This is a genomic window from Bacillus sp. 0909A (assembly GCF_036765115.1).
Classification (GTDB): Bacteria; Bacillota; Bacilli; order Bacillales; family Bacillaceae; genus Bacillus; species Bacillus mojavensis.
In genome coordinates, this window is sequence record NZ_JBAIZU010000002.1 from 153,669 (window position 1) to 171,080 (window position 17,412).

General features: G+C 42.5%; 16 protein-coding genes. All 16 read right to left on the minus strand.

Features of this window, described 5'->3' with window-relative positions:
- Positions 1–2 precede the first annotated feature (2 nt).
- The 16 genes from rimP to cheW all read right to left on the minus strand — a co-directional run bounded on the left by rimP (position 3) and on the right by cheW (position 17,396).
- Complete coding sequence (gene rimP / locus V6D42_RS06015; RefSeq protein WP_010334281.1) at positions 3–473, minus strand: ribosome maturation factor RimP; 471 nt, start codon at positions 471–473, stop codon at positions 3–5.
- A gap of 333 nt (positions 474–806) precedes the next feature.
- Positions 807–5,120 carry a PolC-type DNA polymerase III gene (locus V6D42_RS06020; protein WP_268446175.1) on the minus strand — a complete coding sequence of 1,438 codons (4,314 nt, stop codon included), beginning with the start codon at positions 5,118–5,120 and terminating at the stop codon, positions 807–809.
- 109 nt (positions 5,121–5,229) lie between these two features.
- The gene (gene proS / locus V6D42_RS06025) at positions 5,230–6,924 is read right to left on the minus strand and encodes a proline--tRNA ligase (RefSeq protein ID WP_333512667.1); all 1,695 of its coding nucleotides are present in this window, start codon (positions 6,922–6,924) and stop codon (positions 5,230–5,232) included.
- Between the two features lie 32 nt (positions 6,925–6,956).
- Positions 6,957–8,225, minus strand: coding sequence for an RIP metalloprotease RseP (rseP, locus tag V6D42_RS06030; protein WP_081720789.1), 1,269 nt, complete (start codon positions 8,223–8,225; stop codon positions 6,957–6,959).
- A gap of 6 nt (positions 8,226–8,231) precedes the next feature.
- Positions 8,232–9,383 carry a 1-deoxy-D-xylulose-5-phosphate reductoisomerase gene (gene dxr / locus V6D42_RS06035; protein ID WP_333512668.1) on the minus strand — a complete coding sequence of 384 codons (1,152 nt, stop codon included), beginning with the start codon at positions 9,381–9,383 and terminating at the stop codon, positions 8,232–8,234.
- 60 nt (positions 9,384–9,443) lie between these two features.
- Positions 9,444–10,253, minus strand: coding sequence for a phosphatidate cytidylyltransferase (gene cdsA, locus V6D42_RS06040; protein ID WP_168747846.1), 810 nt, complete (start codon positions 10,251–10,253; stop codon positions 9,444–9,446).
- A gap of 3 nt (positions 10,254–10,256) precedes the next feature.
- Entirely contained in the window at positions 10,257–11,039 is a 783-nt protein-coding gene (locus tag V6D42_RS06045) for an isoprenyl transferase (protein WP_029441264.1), read from the minus strand.
- A 129-nt stretch (positions 11,040–11,168) separates the two neighbouring features.
- Entirely contained in the window at positions 11,169–11,726 is a 558-nt protein-coding gene (frr, locus tag V6D42_RS06050; RefSeq protein ID WP_010334276.1) for a ribosome recycling factor, read from the minus strand.
- 1 nt (position 11,727) lies between these two features.
- Positions 11,728–12,450, minus strand: a complete 723-nt coding sequence (gene pyrH, locus V6D42_RS06055; RefSeq protein WP_010334275.1) for a UMP kinase — start codon at positions 12,448–12,450, stop codon at positions 11,728–11,730.
- Positions 12,451–12,595: 145 nt separating this feature from the next.
- The gene (tsf, locus tag V6D42_RS06060; protein ID WP_101863331.1) at positions 12,596–13,477 is read right to left on the minus strand and encodes a translation elongation factor Ts; all 882 of its coding nucleotides are present in this window, start codon (positions 13,475–13,477) and stop codon (positions 12,596–12,598) included.
- A 99-nt stretch (positions 13,478–13,576) separates the two neighbouring features.
- Positions 13,577–14,317, minus strand: a complete 741-nt coding sequence (rpsB, locus tag V6D42_RS06065; protein ID WP_010334272.1) for a 30S ribosomal protein S2 — start codon at positions 14,315–14,317, stop codon at positions 13,577–13,579.
- A 143-nt stretch (positions 14,318–14,460) separates the two neighbouring features.
- Positions 14,461–14,964 carry a Swarming motility protein SwrB gene (locus V6D42_RS06070; RefSeq protein ID WP_333512669.1) on the minus strand — a complete coding sequence of 168 codons (504 nt, stop codon included), beginning with the start codon at positions 14,962–14,964 and terminating at the stop codon, positions 14,461–14,463.
- A gap of 29 nt (positions 14,965–14,993) precedes the next feature.
- The gene (gene sigD / locus V6D42_RS06075; RefSeq protein WP_010334270.1) at positions 14,994–15,758 is read right to left on the minus strand and encodes an RNA polymerase sigma-28 factor SigD; all 765 of its coding nucleotides are present in this window, start codon (positions 15,756–15,758) and stop codon (positions 14,994–14,996) included.
- 22 nt (positions 15,759–15,780) lie between these two features.
- A complete protein-coding gene (gene cheD, locus V6D42_RS06080) occupies positions 15,781–16,281 on the minus strand; it encodes a chemoreceptor glutamine deamidase CheD (RefSeq protein ID WP_010334269.1) in 501 nt (166 codons plus the stop codon).
- The gene (gene cheC / locus V6D42_RS06085; RefSeq protein ID WP_024121415.1) at positions 16,278–16,907 is read right to left on the minus strand and encodes a CheY-P phosphatase CheC; all 630 of its coding nucleotides are present in this window, start codon (positions 16,905–16,907) and stop codon (positions 16,278–16,280) included. The genes cheD and cheC overlap by 4 nt, the downstream gene beginning before the upstream one ends.
- A gap of 18 nt (positions 16,908–16,925) precedes the next feature.
- The gene (cheW, locus tag V6D42_RS06090; protein WP_010334267.1) at positions 16,926–17,396 is read right to left on the minus strand and encodes a chemotaxis protein CheW; all 471 of its coding nucleotides are present in this window, start codon (positions 17,394–17,396) and stop codon (positions 16,926–16,928) included.
- Positions 17,397–17,412 lie beyond the last annotated feature (16 nt).

The following is a 17,412-nucleotide window of genomic DNA, read 5'->3' on the forward strand; positions in this document are numbered from 1 at the left end:
CATTAGAATGTTACAGCTAATCTTGCGTTAGCTATTTTTTCATACGGAATATCGATCCGTTTCTTTCTTGTTTTGATTGTCATCTCAACTGTCACTGTTTGTCCATCAAATTCAGCCAGCTCTCCTTCAAACACTTTTACGCCGTCAATCGGCTCATAGGTCTTAATGTATACATTTTTCCCTAGTGATTTTTCAAAATCGGCTTTTTTCTTTAATGGACGCTCAGCTCCCGGGGATGAAACCTCAAGAAAGTAATTTTGGCTGATTGGGTCTGCCTCATCAAGCTTCTCGCTTAGAGCTTCGCTTACTTTGGCACATTCCTCAATATCCACACCGTCATCGGAATCAATAAACACGCGAAGGAACCAGCTTTGACCCTCTTTGACAAATTCAATGTCAACGAGTTCAAGCTGAAGGCTGTCTACGATTGGCTGAGCCATTTCTTGAACGGTGTCAGTCACTTTTTTGCTCATGTTCTTCCTCCTTGTGCTGTCGATATCATATTCGTCTCGTCACTCTGCATAAAAACCCTGCTTCAAAAGAGCAGGGGCTTTAAAGTAAACGATGAACATGTCGAGACAAAATTGTCTTGTTCAATACAAAAGAGCGGGTTTCCCCACTCTTTGCCTCGGTAATCGTTAGCATTTCCAATAAAACTATACCATAACCATATTTTTATTGCAAATGGATATACGTTTACCTTTACGCTGTTAAGCTGATCACAGGGGCTCTCATCATACGATTGCACTTTTGCCGCACATGTATGCATAAAAGCAGAATTTCTTAAGAAATTCTGCTTTTATATGCTAAAACAGCGATAATTGGTTTTGATCCGGCAATGACTCCAAACAGCCGTGACGATCTAAATACTCTAAAATCGTTTTTGATACTTTCCCTCTCTTTTGCAAATCTTCTTTTGAGAGAAATTCTCCTTCTTCACGGGCCTTTACAATATTTAGAGCGGCGTTCGTACCTAAACCAGGAATAGAATTAAACGGCGGGATCAGGCTATTGCCGTCAATAATAAATTCCGTTGCACTGGAGCGGTATAAATCGACTTTTTGGAACGAATAGCCTCTTTCACACATTTCCAGCGCTAACTCTAATACTGTGAGAAGGTTTTTTTCCTTCGGTGACGCATCAAGCCCTTTGGAGTTGATATCCTCCATTACAGCTTTGATTGCTGTGGAGCCTTTGATCATCGTATCGATATCAAAGTCGTCTGCACGAACGGTAAAATAAGCCGCATAATACAGTAGCGCGTGATGCACTTTAAAGTAAGCAATGCGGACTGCCATTAATACATAAGCCGCGGCATGGGCTTTCGGGAACATGTATTTAATCTTTTTGCAGGAATCGATATACCAGTCTGGGACATTGTTATTTTTCATTTCTTCTTCCCATTCAGGCGTTAAACCTTTTCCTTTACGCACAAATTCCATGATTTTAAACGCCAGTGACGGCTCGAGGCCTTGATAGATTAAATAAACCATAATGTCATCACGGCAGCCGATCACCTCACTCAGCTCACAAATATTATTGTGAATGAGTTCTTGCGCATTGCCGAGCCATACATCTGTACCGTGAGACAGCCCTGAAATCTGAACGAGCTCAGAAAATGTTGTCGGCTTTGTGTCTTCAAGCATTTGCCGGACAAAGCGGGTTCCGAATTCAGGGATTCCCAAGGTGCCCGTTTTACATCCTATCTGTTCCTGTGTGACACCGAGTGATTCGGTTCCTTGGAAGATTTTCATTACTTCAGGGTCATCCGTCGGAATCGTTTTCGGATCAATTCCGCTTAAATCTTGGAGCATACGGATTACCGTCGGATCATCGTGCCCCAGAATATCAAGCTTCAGCAGGTTGTCATGAATGGAATGGAAGTCAAAATGAGTCGTTTTCCATTCAGAACCTGTCGCATCTGCCGGAAACTGAATCGGAGAGAAATCATAAATATCCATATAATCAGGAACTACGATAATACCGCCAGGGTGCTGTCCGGTCGTCCGTTTTACACCTGTACAGCCCTGCACAAGCCGGTCGATTTCGGCGCCGCGCATATGGAGATTATTGTCGCCGGCATAGCCTTTTACGTAACCGTAAGCTGTTTTTTCTGCAACCGTACCGATCGTTCCCGCACGATATACGTTGTCTTCTCCGAACAATACTTTTGTATAATTGTGGGCCTGCGGCTGATATTCCCCAGAGAAGTTCAAATCGATATCAGGTACTTTATCTCCTTTAAATCCCAGGAACGTTTCAAACGGAATATCGTGCCCGTCTTTTTTCAAAGGCGTTTTGCAATGAGGACACATTTTGTCAGGCAGATCAAAACCTGAGCCGACAGATCCGTCATTAAAGAACTCAGAATGCTGGCATTCAGAACATATATAGTGCGGCGGCAGCGGGTTCACCTCTGTGATCTCAGTAAGTGTCGCAACCAAAGAAGAACCTACCGATCCCCGTGACCCTACCAGATACCCGTCATCTAGAGATCTCTTTACGAGTTTATGAGAGATCAAATAAATAACAGCAAAGCCGTGGCCGATGATACTTTTTAATTCTTTTTCAATACGCGCTTCAACAATTTCAGGGAGCTGCTCTCCGTAAATGCTTCGTGCACGCTGATAGCTCATTTCCCTGATCTCTTCATCAGCGCCTTCGATTTTCGGCGTATATAGATCATCTTTAATCGGCTTGATGTCTTCGATTAAAGATGCAACCTTTTGTGTGTTGGTTACAACGATTTCCTTCGCTTTTTCTTCCCCTAAGAAGGAAAAAGCTTCAAGCATTTCATCTGTCGTTCTGAAATGCACTTTCGGAAGTTCATGTCTGTTCAGCGGATTCGCGCCGCCCTGTGAGGATACTAAAATCTTTCTGTAAATTTTGTCCTCATCATTCAAATAATGAACATTTCCTGTTGCAACAACAGGTTTATTAAGCTTTTCTCCGAGTTTGGTGATATTCGTTATAATTTCTTTCAGCGATTTTTCATCGCGAACCAGTTCTAGCTCAAGCAAGTGGCGGTATACCTCAGGCGGTTGAACCTCGAGATAATCGTAGAATGACGCAACATCTTCCACCTCTTCCGGCGACTTTTGCATCATGCCTTCAAAAACCTCTCCTCTGTCGCAGGCAGAACCGATCAGAAGGCCTTCCCTGTATTTCTCAAGCTGAGATCTCGGAATACGCGGCACTCTGTAAAAATAATGAATATGAGAAAGTGAAACGAGCTTAAATAAATTTTTCAAGCCTGTGCTGTTCACCGCCAGCACCGTTGCATGATAGGGTCTTGACCTTTGATAAGCATTGGACTGACCCATATTTTCATTCAGCTGGTCATGATACTGAATGCCCTTTTCAGCAGCATCCTCCAGCATTTTCATAAGCAAATAAGCGGTCGCCTCGGTATCATAGATCGCACGGTGGTGCTGTGTAAGTTCAATGTTAAACTTTTTACATAGTGTGTTCAGACGGTGATTCTTAAATTCCGGATAAAGGAAACGGCCGAGCTCCAGCGTATCAATGACAGGGTTTTTTGCTTTCTCGACTTGGAGAAGCTTTTTGAAAGCAACGTTTAAAAATCCCATATCGAAGCTTGCATTATGGGCAACGAGAATGTCATCGCCAATCCATTCTCTGAAATCTCTTATCACGTCTATTACATCCGGCGCGTCGACCAGCATATCATCAGTGATGCCTGTCAGTTCAATGATAGTCGCTGAAAGCGGACGATGCGGGTTGGCAAATGACTCAAATTTATCAATGATCTCCCCGCCTTTCACTTTTACAGCCGCCAGTTCAATAATTGTATCGTACACAGCGGATAGTCCTGTTGTCTCGACGTCAAAAACAACATAGGTTTCTTCATCAAGCAAACGGTGTGCGGGATTATAGGCAATCGGCACCCCGTCATCCACGATATTTGCTTCCATTCCATAAATCATTTTAATTCCATGTTTTTGGGCAGCAGAATACGCATCTGGGAAGGATTGAACGACAGCATGGTCAGTCAAAGCGATCGCCTCATGCCCCCATTTTTTCGCCTGTTCGACAAGCTTTCCGATGCCTGTTACAGCATCCATTTGGCTCATGGGGGAATGCAGATGCAACTCTACCCTTTTTTCTCCTTCAGGCGCCGTGTCCTCACGGGTTTTTGCTTTTATCTCATTTACATCGTTTGCAATCATGACCAAATCTCGGACAAAGGTGTCGTTTTGAATGCTTCCGCGCGCTTTTACCCACATACCTTTTTTCAGAGACTTCATGAGGGCCGCATCTTCTTTTTCTCTTGCAAACATTTTAATTAAGATACTATTTGTGTAGTCAGTAATTTTAAAGATGCACAGCGTGCGCCCGCTTTTCAGTTCTCTGGTTTCCACATCAAACACATAACCCTGAACCGTAATTCTCCGTTCCTCGTCCATTATGCTGTCAAGTGTTCTGATTTCCTCGTTATCTTTAATTTGATAGCCGATGACAAGGGGTCCTGAAGGAACTTGATCTTCATCACTTTCTTTGTCTTTCTTTTCCATTTCAATTAACGCCTGCATCGCCCGCTCTTGGTCTTCAGCTAGCTTTTGCTCCCGAAATTTTTGTACTTCTTGATCAGATACAAATATTTCAGCATCAAGCTGAAAATCTGGAAACCCAAATTGACGGTATCCCGCTTGAATCATCGCACTGTATTTGTTCTTAAGAGCAGATGCTTCTGTATCCGTTTTTGTTTTGACAATCAGTTTGTTGCCCTTCAGCTTCGGTTTTTGCTGGCTTAAGAGACTGATAATCGGCGGTGAAATACCTTGCAGCTCTTCAATGCAGCGTGTCCAATAATCCTGCACAAGACCTTCGTCAACCTCGGCATCATGCACTGCGATTGAGGACGTCACTTTTGCAATATGGGCAAACGATTGAGTCAGCCTCATGGTTAACATGTCATATATTTGATAAGGCAGCAAAGATTTAAATTTAAAATGAAAATGCCAGGATTTAGACGCTTTGTGTATCGTCAGCTTTTCAATCTCGCCATCTTCAAAGTATGTCATGAAGGTATCATCTGTCATATTAATCTGCTGCAGAAGAATTTGAAACTGCCTTCTGTTTACTGATAACTGTTCCATTAAGACAGTATCCCCCCCTTAAAAACATCATAAGTGAAGGTACCTCAGGCAATGAGGTACCTTCTATTATTTCTATTTTAACATGTTTTTTGATAAATCGTTATGGTGTTTACTGCTTGCTGATAAAAGCAAATAGCTCATCAACAGAAACTTCTGTTGACTCACCCGTTTTGCGGATTTTAACCTCTACAATTCCTTCATCAGCCCGTTTACCGACAGTAATACGGATTGGAAGACCGATTAGATCCGAGTCAGCAAATTTTACGCCGGCGCGTTCCGCCCGATCGTCATACAGCACTTCATAGCCTTTCGCTTTTAAATCAGCGTACAGCTTTTCAGCCAATTCTCTTTGCGCATCGTTTTTGATATTCAATGCAAGAATATGAAGATCATACGGCGCCACGCTTTTTGGCCATATTAAACCTTTTTCGTCGTGATGCTGTTCAGCAATGGCAGAAAGGGTTCTGGAAACACCGATTCCGTAACAGCCCATCAGCATTGGCTGCGCTCGTCCGTTTTCATCTAAATATGTCGCATTCATCGCTTCAGAATAACGAGTTCCAAGCTTAAAGACTTGTCCGACTTCGATTCCTTCTGCAAAACGAATCGTGCCTTTACCGTCTGGTGACGGATCGCCTTCCTTAATAAAACGAAGATCTGCAAATTCTTTAATTTGCGCATCCCGGTTTACGTTGACATTTTTATAATGATAATCTCCTTCATTCGCACCGGCAACAGCATTAACCATTGCTTTAACAGCGACATCTGCATAGACGTCAATCTCTTGATTCACACCGATAGGTCCGACAAAGCCAGGCTCTGTTCCAAGCTGCTGAACGACCTCTTCATGAGAAGCAAGTTCCATAACCTCTGCATGCAGGAGATTCTTCACTTTAATTTCATTTACTTCGTGATCCCCTCTTACAAGCACCAGAACAAAACGGTCATCCGCTTTAAACAATACCGATTTAATGCAGGCTTCAGCCGAAACCTGTAAAAATGCAGTCAGCTCATCGATCGTTTTCACATTAGGAGTGTGCACTTTTTCTAAAGCGATAGGCTCTTCATTTGAAGGGACTTCCTGATAAAGAACTTCAGCCATTTCGATATTGGCTGCATATTGGGATTCATCAGAGTACGCAATGGTATCCTCTCCGATTTCAGAAAGCGCCATAAACTCATGTGTATCTTTTCCACCCATGGCACCTGAGTCAGCGATAACAGGTCTTACATTAATGCCGCAGCGGGCGAAAACATTAGAATACGCGTTGTACATTTTTTGATATGTTTCATCCAAGCTCTCTTCGGAAGCATGGAAAGAATAAGCATCCTTCATAATGAATTCGCGGCCTCTTAATAAACCGAAGCGCGGGCGTTTTTCATCCCTGAACTTAGACTGGATTTGGTACAGAGTCAGAGGGAGACGCTTATAGGATTTAACCTCATCGCGAACGAGTGAAGTGATCACTTCTTCATGCGTTGCCCCTAAAGCAAATTCACGGCCGTGACGATCTTTAAGTCTCATCAGTTCAGGACCGTACGTATACCATCTGCCTGATTCCTGCCATGTCTCAGCCTGCTGCAGCGCGGGCATAAGCATTTCTACAGCGTCGATTTTTTCCATTTCCTCACGGACAATCTGCTGAATGTTTTGAATAACCTTATACGCAAGAGGCATATAGCTGTATACCCCGCTCGTATTCTGTCTGATAAATCCTGCTCTTAGAAGAAGCTGATGACTTTTCGCTTCGGCATCAGCTGGAACTTCACGGAGCGTAGGAATAAGCGTCAAGCTTTGTCTCATTTCTTCGCACCTCTGATTGATTTACTTTTCATTTACAAAAACAGCCGCTGGATATCGTTCCATGTAACGACCAGCATAAGAAGCATTAGGAAAGCAACTCCGATAAACACCACAAAGGCTTCTTTTTCTCTGTTGATCGGTTTGCCCCGAATCGCTTCTATAAATAGAAACAACAGTCTTCCGCCGTCAAGAGCCGGAATCGGAAGCAGGTTGACGATACCAAGGTTAATACTTAAAAACGCAGCAAACTGGAATAAATTAATGATTCCCGTCTTTGCCACTTGGTCTGTCATATCGTATATGCCGACAGGACCTGAGAGCATATCAATTTTAAATTGTCCTGTCACTAATTTACTGAGATTCGTTAATATCGCTTTTGTAACATCAACAGTTGATGTTGCACCGTAAGCAACTGCTGAGAGAACGCCTTTCTCAGTCGGCGCGTAAGAACCAAAGCGGCCGATTGTTTTTTTGTTCTCGTCTTTAACGGCTTCCGGAGTCACTGAAATGTGAAGCGTTTTGTTATCTCTTTTTACCTCAACGTCAATTTCTTTATCCGGGTTTTCTTTTACCGCAGAGACAATGTCGGTCCAGGACCTCATCTTCTCTCCGTTAATGCTTTGAATGTAATCTCCTTCTTTTAGCCCTGCTTCGGCCGCCCGTCCGTTGTCTGTCAGCTGTCCAAGCATAGGCTCATTTGACGGAACACCCTGAATCAGCCCAAGCATCACTAAAATGACATAAGCCAAAATGAAATTCATAATCGGACCTGCGGCAATCGCCTTAATTCGCTGCCACACAGGTTTGGAACCAAATTGGCGGTTATACGGCGCGATCTGCACTTCTTCTCCGTCTACAATGAAAAAGGAGGTTTCACTCACAGTAAAGCTGGAAAGCTCATCCTCTTTCCCCTGTTCATAGCCGGTGATCTTCATGTCATGCTCTAGGTCCGCCGTTTCCACCTCGATGATTAAAGCATCCGGGTATTTTTCCTTTTGATTGATGATGACTTTTTCAACCTGATCCTCTTTGTTAAAAAGAAGCCCGATCGTGTAGCCCGGTTTCACCTCAATCATTTCCGGATCTTCTCCGGCCATGCGGACAAATCCACCGACCGGAAGAAGTCTGATCGTATACACCGTTTCATTTTTTTTGAACGAAAAGATTTTTGGACCAAAGCCGATCGCAAATTCACGGCACAGAATTCCCGCTCTTTGGGCTAACAGCAAATGGCCCAGTTCATGGAAGAAAACGAGCGTTCCGAAAATAATGATAAACGCTATAACTGTATTCACGAACATACCACCTTATGTGAGTATTGAATTGACGTATCCCCGGGTATCTTTGTCCACTTCCTGAATGTCTGCCAAGCTAGGCTTTTGAATAAGCTGATGGCGGTTTAATGCCTTTTCGATACAGTCTTCAATCGCCAAAAACGATATCTTGCCGGCTAAAAAGGCGGCGACAGCCACTTCATTTGCCGCGTTTAGCACAGTCGGCATTGTTCCTCCTATTTTACCTGATTCAAAGGCAAATTGTAAGCAGCGGAACCTAGCAAAGTCAGCTTTCTCAAAATGAAGACTGCCGATTTCCCACAGCTCGAGTCTTTTGGCGTCTGGCAATGGCAATCGGTCGGGATAGGTGAGCGCATATTGAATCGGAACCCTCATATCCGGAGTACCAAGCTGTGCAATCACACTCTTGTCATGAAACTCTACCATGGAATGGATGATGCTCTCCTTATGTAAGACCACATCGATTTGTTCATATGGAATATCGAAAAGCCAATGCGCCTCAATCACCTCTAATCCCTTATTCATCATTGTAGCCGAATCAATCGTGATTTTTGCACCCATTGACCAATTCGGGTGCTGTAATGCATCTTCAATTGTAACTGATTCGAGCTGCTCCCGCGTCTTGTCCCGAAAACTTCCGCCGGATGCCGTAATGATGAGGCGATCAATGTTTTTAGCCTGTTCGCCTTGTAGCGCTTGAAAAATGGCTGAATGCTCACTGTCAACGGGCAGCAGCGGAACATTGTATTTCTTAGCATGTTCTTTAACTATATGCCCGGCAGTGACAAGAGTTTCCTTATTTGCAAGCGCAATTGTTTTTTTCTGTTCGATCGCCTTTAACGTAGGGATGAGACCGACACTTCCAAGCAAGGCATTGACAACAATATCGACTTCCTCCATAACTGCCGCTTCAATCAGGCCTTCTTCTCCAAGCCCGATTTGGCAATCAAATGTAAAAGAAACTTGTTTTAATTTGTGGTATGTATCCAGATCACCGACAGATACAAACTTCGGCTGAAAGGCCTCTATCATCGGCACGGCCTTATCAATATTTTTGCCGAACGACATAGATACCAGCTGAAATTGGTCTTGGTGCGTACGCAATACATCAAGAGTCTGTTCGCCGATTGATCCTGTTGCTCCTAAAAGACAAATATTTTTCAAAGTGCCACTACTCCTATTCTTTTTGCTGCATAATCAGTCTCATATTCATATTAGACTTTTTTATGAAAAAAGGGCAAGCAGAAAGTACAAGAAAGGCATGACAAACAAAAAACTGTCAAAACGGTCTAGCACACCGCCATGCCCGGGAAGAATCTTCCCAGAATCCTTTACCTCGTAATGTCTTTTCAGAGCGGATTCTACTAAATCCCCAATCTGTCCGAAAACAGACAAAAACAGTGTGATCAAAAGCAGATAGAAATATGGGATCGGCAGGTTTGCGACAAGCTGAAAAATTGTCGAGAGTACAAGTGCAATGACAATTCCGCCTACAAATCCCTCAACTGTTTTATTAGGGCTAATTTCAGGCCATAGTTTTCGTTTACCAAGCGACTTCCCGACAAAATATGCACCGGAATCAGTCGACCAAATCACGACACAGGCATAAAAGATGTATGTCAGCCCGTGCTGATCAAGGTTTCTGATTTCAATAAAATAATGAAAACACATTCCGATGTAAATCGTTGCAAGGGTAATAAAGCCGACTTCATCAAAGGTAAAAGTGTTCTTCACCAATACAGTGTACGTCAATAAAATAAGTACTGCGAACAAAGCCGCTTCAATTTTGGAGATACCAATCGCTTCAAAAAAAGAATACTGGCTTGGCATTAAGAACATCCACAATAATAAAAGACTGATCAATCCCGGCAGTGAAACAAGCTTAAGTTTTTTCATCCGCAAAAGCTCAAAAAGCGCTACACTGCCCATTGCATAAACTAATATGGTGAACGGCAATTCCCCGACAATAACTAAAAATAAAAATACAATTGCTGCCAGAACACCTGTCAAAATTCTTTGTTTCATGTCCACCATCCTCTAAATTCCGCCAAACCTCCGGCCCCGTTGCTGATATTCTCCTAACGCCTGCAAGAAATGATTTTCTTTAAAGTCAGGCCACAGGACGTCAGTAAAGACAAATTCACTGTAGGCAACCTGCCAAAGCATAAAGTTGCTTAGTCTAATCTCGCCGCTCGTTCGGATTAAAAGTTCAGGATCCTGCAAAGATTCAGTCATTAAATGTTTAGAAAAAAGTGATTCATCAATGTCTTCTATATTCAAAGAACCCTCCTTGACTTTTTCCGCGAGTGTTTTTGCAGCAGTGACAATTTCAGTACGGCCCCCATAGTTGAGAGCAAAATTAAGAATCAACCCGTCATTTTGCGCCGTATCCTTTACAGCCTTTTCAATCGCACGCATTGTGTGCGGCGGCAAGGCTGATTCATCTCCTATAATCCGGACCTGCACATTCTCCTCAACAAGCTCCGGGAGATACGTATTTAAAAATTCTTCAGGAAGCTTCATTAAAAAATCAACTTCCATTTTCGGCCGCTTCCAGTTTTCTGTTGAAAATGCGTACAAAGTCAGTACTTTGACGCCCAATTCGTTAGCAAGCTTTGTCGTTCTTTTAACCACCTTCATTCCTTCATGGTGGCCTGCAATTCGGGGAAGAGAGCGTTTTTTAGCCCAACGGCCATTTCCATCCATTATAATGGCGATGTGTTCGGGGATTTCTCCCTTAAGTATGTCTTCTTTTGTATAGCGTTCTAAGTTGGAAGCCGCAGTTTGCTGGTTCTTCCAATTTTTGAGTATGTTGAGCATGAGATTCCTCCGTCACCCAAAAAGGTTGCATTCCCTGCTGATAACGATGTAATCAACAGTATTAACAAAAAAACCCCCTGTAAACATGAGAGGGTCTTTTCACTATTATCTATTGTACATAGTTTTTCATTAAACTTCCATGATTTCTTTTTCTTTGTCTTTTGTGACACTGTCAATTTTTGACACATATTCATCTGTCAGTTTTTGAACATCTTCAGTGGAAGCACGCAGTTCGTCTTCAGTGATGTCTCCGCTTTTCTCAAGTTTTTTGAGATCATCGTTCGCATCACGGCGTACATTTCGCACAGCCACTTTCGCGTCTTCAGCATATTTTTTGACAACTTTGACTAATTCTTTACGTCTTTCTTCTGTTAACGCAGGAATCGCAATGCGAATCATATTGCCGTCACTCGTTGGCGTTAAGCCTAAATCCGCTTTTAAAATTGCTTTTTCAATATCACCGATTGCTGACTTGTCGTATGGTGTTATAACCAGCATACGAGCTTCAGGCACGTTAATAGAAGACAGCTGATTTAAAGGTGTCTGTGCTCCGTAATATTCAACTGTTACTTTATCTAATAAAGATGGGTTCGCACGGCCTGCTCGTACAGTAGCCAGTTCACGCTGATAAGCAGCAATTGCTTTTTCCATTTTTTCTTTCGTTTGTGTTAATACTTCTTTTGACACGTTATTTCCCCCTCACGATCGTTCCGATTGATTCGCCTGTCACAGCGCGTTTAATATTTCCTTCTTCCATAATAGAAAAGACGATTAGCGGAATGTCATTATCCATGCATAAAGATGATGCTGTTGAATCCATAACTTCCAAACCGTCTTTTAAAACGTCAAGGTAAGAAAGTGATTCATATTTAACAGCTGATTCATCTTTTCTAGGGTCAGCATTATACACACCGTCAACATTGTTCTTAGCCATTAAAATAACGTCTGCTTCAATTTCAGCAGCCCGCAGTGCAGCTGTCGTATCAGTTGAGAAGTATGGGTTCCCTGTGCCCGCAGCAAAAATCACGACACGTTTTTTCTCTAAGTGGCGTATCGCTTTTCTTCTGATGTATGGTTCAGCAACTTGTCTCATTTCAATGGATGTTTGCACTCTGGACTGGATTCCGAGTGTTTCTAAGCTGTCTTGAAGAGCAAGCGAGTTCATCACTGTGGCCAGCATCCCCATGTAGTCAGCAGTTGCACGGTCCATGCCCAGGTCACTACCTGTTTTTCCGCGCCATAAGTTGCCGCCGCCTACTACAACAGCCACTTCGACTTCAAGCTCAGCGATTTCTTTCACTTGCTTTGCAATGGATTGAATGACAGTAGGGTTAATTCCGTTACCCTGTTCCCCTGCCAATGCTTCCCCGCTAAGCTTTAATACGATACGTTTGTATTTTGGTTTTTCCATAATAACCTCCAAGTGTAAACATTGCCGTTTTCTATTATGCAAGAGAAAAAAAGGTTTGTAAATATAGTTTTAAAAATAGGGAACACAAAGTGTGTCCCCTATACTGCCTGAAAAGACGCGACTTGATCGCGAAATCTTTTCACCATTATTTTTTCACTTGGTTCATTACTTCTTCAGCAAAGTTTTCTTGACGTTTTTCGATACCTTCTCCAACTTCATAGCGAACGAAAGTTTCAACAGTTGCGTTTTTCGCTGCAACAACTTGTTTCACTTTTTCATCTGGGTTTTTAACAAATGCTTGGTCTAAAAGACAAATTTCTTCGAAGAATTTGTTCAGACGGCCTTCAACCATTTTCGCTACAATGTTTTCAGGTTTTCCTTCTTGAAGAGCTTGCTGAGTTAAGATTTGACGCTCATGGTCTGTTTCTTCTTCTGATACTTGGTCACGAGAAATGTAACGAGGGTTAACCGCAGCAACATGCATTGCGATATCTTTTGCAGTTTCTTCGTCAGTTGTACCGTTAAGAACAGTTAATACGCCGATGCGTCCGCCCATGTGAAGGTAAGCACCGAATGCAGAGCTGTCGTCTTTTGTAAGAACAGCAAAGCGGCGAAGAGTGATTTTCTCACCGATTTTAGCTACTGCACTTGTAATGTACTCTTCTACAGTAGATCCGTTGTCCATTTTTTGTCCCATTGCTTCTTCAACATCTGCAGGAGTGTTTGCAAGAAGGTGGTCAGCTAATGTGTTAAGAAGCTCTATGAAGCCTTCGTTTTTCGCAACGAAATCAGTTTCAGAGTTTACTTCTAAAATAACACCTTTGTTGCCGTCAGTTTTAATAAGAGTTGAACCTTCTGCTGCGATACGGTCAGCTTTCTTCGCTGCTTTTGCAATTCCTTTTTCTCTAAGAAGGTCAATTGCTTTGTCCATATCTCCATCAGTTTCAGTTAACGCTTTTTTACAATCCATCATACCCGCGCCAGTTTTTTGACGCAGTTCTTTTACTTGCTGTGCAGTAATAGCCATTTGTATTCCTCCTTATATGTTTAAACAAGATATGTATCATTACATTTTTCTTGAAAAAAGGTGATAAAAGGCAGTCCCTCTTATCACCTTTTGAATAGGTTACGCAGTTGTTGTTTCTGTTTCTGGTGCAGTATCTTCAGCAACTTCCGCTTCTTCTTCGCCTTGCTTCGCTTCTAAGATTGCATCTGCCATTTTAGAAGTTAGAAGTTTAACAGCGCGGATAGCGTCATCGTTCGCAGGAATTACAACATCGATTTCATCAGGATCACAGTTAGTATCTACAATTCCGATGATAGGGATGTTTAATTTGCGAGCTTCAGCAACAGCGATGCGCTCTTTACGAGGATCGATGATGAATAATGCATCAGGAAGATCCTTCATTTCTTTAATTCCGCCTAGGAATTTTTCAAGACGTTCTAATTCTTTTTTCAATTGAACGACTTCTTTTTTAGGAAGTACTTCAAACGTACCGTTTTCTTGCATTTTTTCAATGTCTTTAAGACGCTTAATACGTTTTTGGATTGTTTCAAAGTTTGTTAATGTACCGCCCAACCAGCGTTGGTTGACATAGTACATGCCAGAGCGTTGAGCTTCTTCTTTAACAGAATCTTGAGCTTGTTTTTTTGTTCCGACGAAAAGGATTCTTCCGCCTTCAGCAGCAAGATTTTTAGTGAAGTTGTAAGCTTCCTCTACTTTTTTGACTGTTTTTTGAAGGTCAATGATGTAGATTCCGTTACGCTCCGTGAAAATATAACGCTTCATTTTTGGGTTCCAACGGCGTGTTTGGTGACCGAAGTGAACACCAGCTTCAAGCAATTGCTTCATAGAAATGACTGACATGTTATTTCCTCCTAATATAATGGTTTTTTTCCTCCGCTTAGGTCATTTTTGTGCAGAACTGCCGCCTGCAGCACCCTCTGCATAAATCGTTAAGCGTGTGTATTTAACACCAAGACATAATATAACACAGCTTGATGCGACAATCAAGAATCCTTTACAGCTTTGGTGCGAAATTTTAAAAATAGCTCGATTTCTGTCTTTCCGCTCTTCAATTTCTGAGCAATTTCACCAGCTGAATATCCCTGCTCATGTAATGCCATAACTTGATCTTCAAATGATCGGGCATCGCTGTTTACGTTCTCTTCCGTCCTCTCAACCTCATTGATTAGACCTTCGATATGCTCGGGAAGAGTGTTGTCTTCTTCCTGAACAGCATTCCGCTCTGAATGTTGTTCTGCGTGCAGATGCTCCGTCTTCTGTTTTTCTTCAGTTTGACTAGAAGCTGCATCCAAGTTGTCTATCAACTTCTCATTTTCTTCTTTTAATTCAAGAAGAAATGCCGCAAGTGTGTTCTCCGTCTCTTCCAGCATCTTCTTTTGCTGTTTTTCTGTTTCTTTCACAGCTGCGAGCCTCATATACAGGATAATGACAGCGTACAGAAGAACGCCGTGAAGCGTGAAGCTTAAAAGCCATAATAGTGTTGACATGTTTTTCACTCGCTAATCATGAGAATTCTTTATTGAATTACTTTTTCCAGCAGATTCTTTAATTTAAATAGTGCCTTTGAATGTATTTGTGATATACGGGACGTAGAAAGATTCAATACCTGTCCGATTTCTGTCAATGTCAACTCCTCTTTATAGAACAAACTGACCACAAGCTGTTCTTTCTCAGAGAGTTCGTGAATCTTGTCCGCAAGCTGCGCAATCAGTTCATCTTTCATGATCTTTTCTTCCGGCGGGACATTTTTGTCATCTCTGATCATGACCTGGATGTTTTCCCCGTCATCCTGATCATGAAGCTTTTCGTCAATTGACAGCAGATTTGCAAAAAAACCTTCATTCATTGTTGACACTACATCCTGTTCCGTCATTCCGAGTTCCTCTGCAATTTCTGCGGGCGATACATTCCGAAGATAGCGCTGTTCAAGCTTTTCAATCGCCGCTTCTACCTTCTTTGTTTTTTCACGCGAGGTTCTGGGCAGCCAATCCTCTTTACGAAGCCCGTCAATAATTGCACCGCGAATTCTAAACGAGGCGTAGGTATCAAATTTTAAGTCCCGGCTAGGGTCAAATTTTTCAAGGGCATCATATAAACCAAGCATACCAAGGCTCATAAGATCGTCTTTATGCACCGATTTTGGCAGTCCGACAGAAATTCTGCCTACATGATATGTGACAAGCGGCATATAACGGCGCATTAAATCATCACCGGCCTTAGGATCTTTCCACTCTTTCCAGCGCGACCAAAGCACCTGATCTTCATAATTCAAGGATTGCATTGTTATCCCCCTAATACCTTAATTAAATCGTTTTTTCACCTTGTTTAACAGTTCGAATATGCAGCATGCAGGACTTCGGTTCAAATTCTATCGTCCGGCCGCTTGAGCCTCCCGTATCTTCACTGATAATCGGAATATTATATAATGACAGCTGTTCCTTTATCGCTAAAACATTTCTCGGTCCGATCTTCATCAAATCATTCGTCATTTTAAATTTAAACATCTCTGATCCACCGGCAAGCTTTGCTTTTAACGCAAACTTTCGGCAGCCCGCTTCTACCAGCATATCAATCGTAGCTTTTACAGCGGTATCGGCATATTTTGCCCGATTGAGTTCAGCTGTTTTTGATAATGCCGAATCCGGCAGCATGACATGAACAAGCCCCGCCGTTTGCTTTTCTTTATCGTAGAGCACCAGCCCCACACACGACCCTAAACCAGACGTCCGGATCGAATCCGGGAAGCGGGCAATCTTCACGTCCGCAATTCCAACCTTTACAACAGCAGCCTCAGTCGTACTCATAATGAAGCACCCAAGGCGACAAAGAGCTTTTCAAATGAATCATAGTCCGGCAGCATAAACATATGCGCTTTTAGCTCCTGCTGATGGCTTTGATCAAAAATTGACGTGTCAACAACAATTGCATGTTCCCCAACCTGACTGAGCTCCATCAGACCTTCACTGATGACCGCACCGAACATGTCCAGTGAAACTTCTGGAACACTCGGGTAAAGCTGGAGTTTCGTCAAATCAGCCAATGCCGTTAAATATGATCCTGCTAAAATATTGCCCAGTTCATGCAAAGCGGAAGAACTCATATGATCTTCACCCAGATTTTCAATATCAAAATCCGGGTTGCCGATCAGCTCTCTGATAAACTGCTCCGCCTGATAAAAAGGCATTATAAAGAACATCGAGCCCGTCAAATCGCCTTCCATTCTTAAAAAAATGCTGGCGACCGGCATTTCTGCTCCGCCGAAAAAGTCTACAAGTTCATCAAACGATAATAACTTTGCAAACGGGACTTCCATATCAATCTTTCTATTTAACAGCTGGGCCATTGCAGAAGCAGAGTGGCCGGCTCCGATATTGCCGACTTCCCGCAAAATGTCCATCTGCTCTTCTTTGATTCCATTAAAAATACTCATGTCATAACCCCTTTAAGATTAAGCTTGATCGGGCACAGCGGACTGAGATGATTCTTTATCCAAAACCGCATTTGCATCAATAATATTTAAGAGCCTGTTCTCTTGTTTTACAATCTGTTTGATCGACACATACGTGTCTTTTTGAACACTTTCTGGAGCGGACTCTATTTCACTTTCCTGTACTGTTATGACATCATTTGCTTCATCCACTATCCAGCCGACTTCAATATCACGATAAGCAATAATGATAATTCGTGTTTCATCGGTAATTTCATACTCAGGCAAGCTGAGACGCTTTCTTAAATCAATAACTGGAGTCACCACGCCGCGCAAATTGATCACTCCGCAAATATAAGGTTCAACCCCTGGCACTCTCGTCGGCTTTTGCCATTTCTCAATTGATTTCACCTGAGTGACAGAAATGGCATATTCTTTGCCGTTTACCATAAAGACAATCATTTTCTCGCCTGTTTTAATTTCTGCAGTCATGTGAGACACCTCCTCG

Bases quoted from the DNA above. Each gene is read 5' to 3' on its own strand.
- pyrH (WP_010334275.1), bottom strand. From the start codon at position 12,450: ATGGAAAAACCAAAATACAAACGTATCGTATTAAAGCTTAGCGGGGAA.
- sigD (WP_010334270.1), bottom strand. From the start codon at position 15,758: ATGCAATCCTTGAATTATGAAGATCAGGTGCTTTGGTCGCGCTGGAAA.
- rpsB (WP_010334272.1), bottom strand. From the start codon at position 14,317: ATGTCAGTCATTTCTATGAAGCAATTGCTTGAAGCTGGTGTTCACTTC.
- rimP (WP_010334281.1), bottom strand. From the start codon at position 473: ATGAGCAAAAAAGTGACTGACACCGTTCAAGAAATGGCTCAGCCAATC.
- V6D42_RS06045 (WP_029441264.1), bottom strand. From the start codon at position 11,039: ATGCTCAACATACTCAAAAATTGGAAGAACCAGCAAACTGCGGCTTCC.
- V6D42_RS06020 (WP_268446175.1), bottom strand. From the start codon at position 5,120: ATGGAACAGTTATCAGTAAACAGAAGGCAGTTTCAAATTCTTCTGCAG.
- proS (WP_333512667.1), bottom strand. From the start codon at position 6,924: ATGAGACAAAGCTTGACGCTTATTCCTACGCTCCGTGAAGTTCCAGCT.
- cheC (WP_024121415.1), bottom strand. From the start codon at position 16,907: ATGAGTATTTTTAATGGAATCAAAGAAGAGCAGATGGACATTTTGCGG.
- V6D42_RS06070 (WP_333512669.1), bottom strand. From the start codon at position 14,964: ATGTCAACACTATTATGGCTTTTAAGCTTCACGCTTCACGGCGTTCTT.
- rseP (WP_081720789.1), bottom strand. From the start codon at position 8,225: ATGTTCGTGAATACAGTTATAGCGTTTATCATTATTTTCGGAACGCTC.
- cheW (WP_010334267.1), bottom strand. From the start codon at position 17,396: ATGACTGCAGAAATTAAAACAGGCGAGAAAATGATTGTCTTTATGGTA.
- cheD (WP_010334269.1), bottom strand. From the start codon at position 16,281: ATGAGTACGACTGAGGCTGCTGTTGTAAAGGTTGGAATTGCGGACGTG.
- cdsA (WP_168747846.1), bottom strand. From the start codon at position 10,253: ATGGTGGACATGAAACAAAGAATTTTGACAGGTGTTCTGGCAGCAATT.
- tsf (WP_101863331.1), bottom strand. From the start codon at position 13,477: ATGGCTATTACTGCACAGCAAGTAAAAGAACTGCGTCAAAAAACTGGC.